Here is a 247-nt window from a genome sequence, read left to right as displayed (position 1 = left end):
AACCCCTTGGGTGTTGTATGGTTAAGCCTCACGGGCAATTAGTACAGGTTAGCTCAATGCCTCGCAGCACTTACACACCCTGCCTATCAACGTCGTAGTCTACGACAACCCTTTAGGACACTTATAGCGCCAGGGAAAACTCATCTCAAGGCTCGCTTCCCGCTTAGATGCTTTCAGCGGTTATCGATTCCGAACTTAGCTACCGGGCAATGCCATTGGCATGACAACCCGAACACCAGAGGTTCGT

The 247-nt window shown here is 51.0% G+C and carries 1 rRNA gene; it reads right to left on the bottom strand.

The features are described 5' to 3' along the window. Positions 1-17 precede the first annotated feature (17 nt). A 23S ribosomal RNA gene (locus ATB74_RS23555) occupies positions 18-247 on the bottom strand; the annotation flags it as partial.

The organism is Vibrio splendidus, assembly GCF_001557875.1.
GTDB classification, from domain to species: domain Bacteria; phylum Pseudomonadota; class Gammaproteobacteria; order Enterobacterales; family Vibrionaceae; genus Vibrio; species Vibrio splendidus_F.
This window is presented reverse-complemented; position numbering and strand designations above follow the sequence as displayed.